The sequence below is a fragment of the Roseateles sp. P5_E1 genome (assembly GCF_054049335.1).
Genome location: NZ_JBFUMN010000412.1, coordinates 1 through 544, shown reverse-complemented (window position 1 = coordinate 544; position 544 = coordinate 1). Strand labels below are relative to the sequence as shown.

The following is a 544-nucleotide window of genomic DNA, read 5'->3' as shown; positions in this document are numbered from 1 at the left end:
GTATGACACCTACCTCCCGGCCTTCGAGGCGCTGGTGAAGGAAGGCCAGGTCGACGCGGTGATGGGCGCCTACAACCGGGTGTACGGCGAGTCCGCAAGCGCCAGCACGTTCCTGCTGCGCGACGTGCTGCGCCGGGACTGGGGCTTCAAGGGCTACGTGGTGTCCGACTGCTGGGCCATCGTCGATATCTGGAAGCATCACAAAATCGTGCCCAGCCGCGAGGCCGCCGCGGCACTGGCGGTCAAGAACGGCACCGAGCTGGAGTGCGGCCAGGAATACGCCACGCTGCCGGCCGCGGTACGCCAGGGGCTGATCAGCGAAGCGGAGATCGACGATGCGGTGACGCGCCTGTTCACCGCGCGGATGCGGCTGGGCATGTTCGATCCGCCCGAGCGCGTGCGCTGGGCACGGATACCGGCCTCGGTGAACCAGGCCCCGGCGCACGACGCGCTGGCCCTGAAGGCCGCGCAGCACTCCCTGGTGCTGCTGAAGAACGATGGCGTGCTGCCGTTGTCACGCAACCTCAAGCGCATTGCCGTGGTC

The 544-nt window shown here is 68.0% G+C and carries 1 protein-coding gene; it reads left to right on the top strand.

What is annotated here, in order from left to right; all coding sequences use genetic code 11:
- On the top strand, window positions 1-544 hold a 544-nt coding region (locus ACXJKJ_RS31815; protein ID WP_457395709.1), incomplete at both ends, for a glycoside hydrolase family 3 N-terminal domain-containing protein.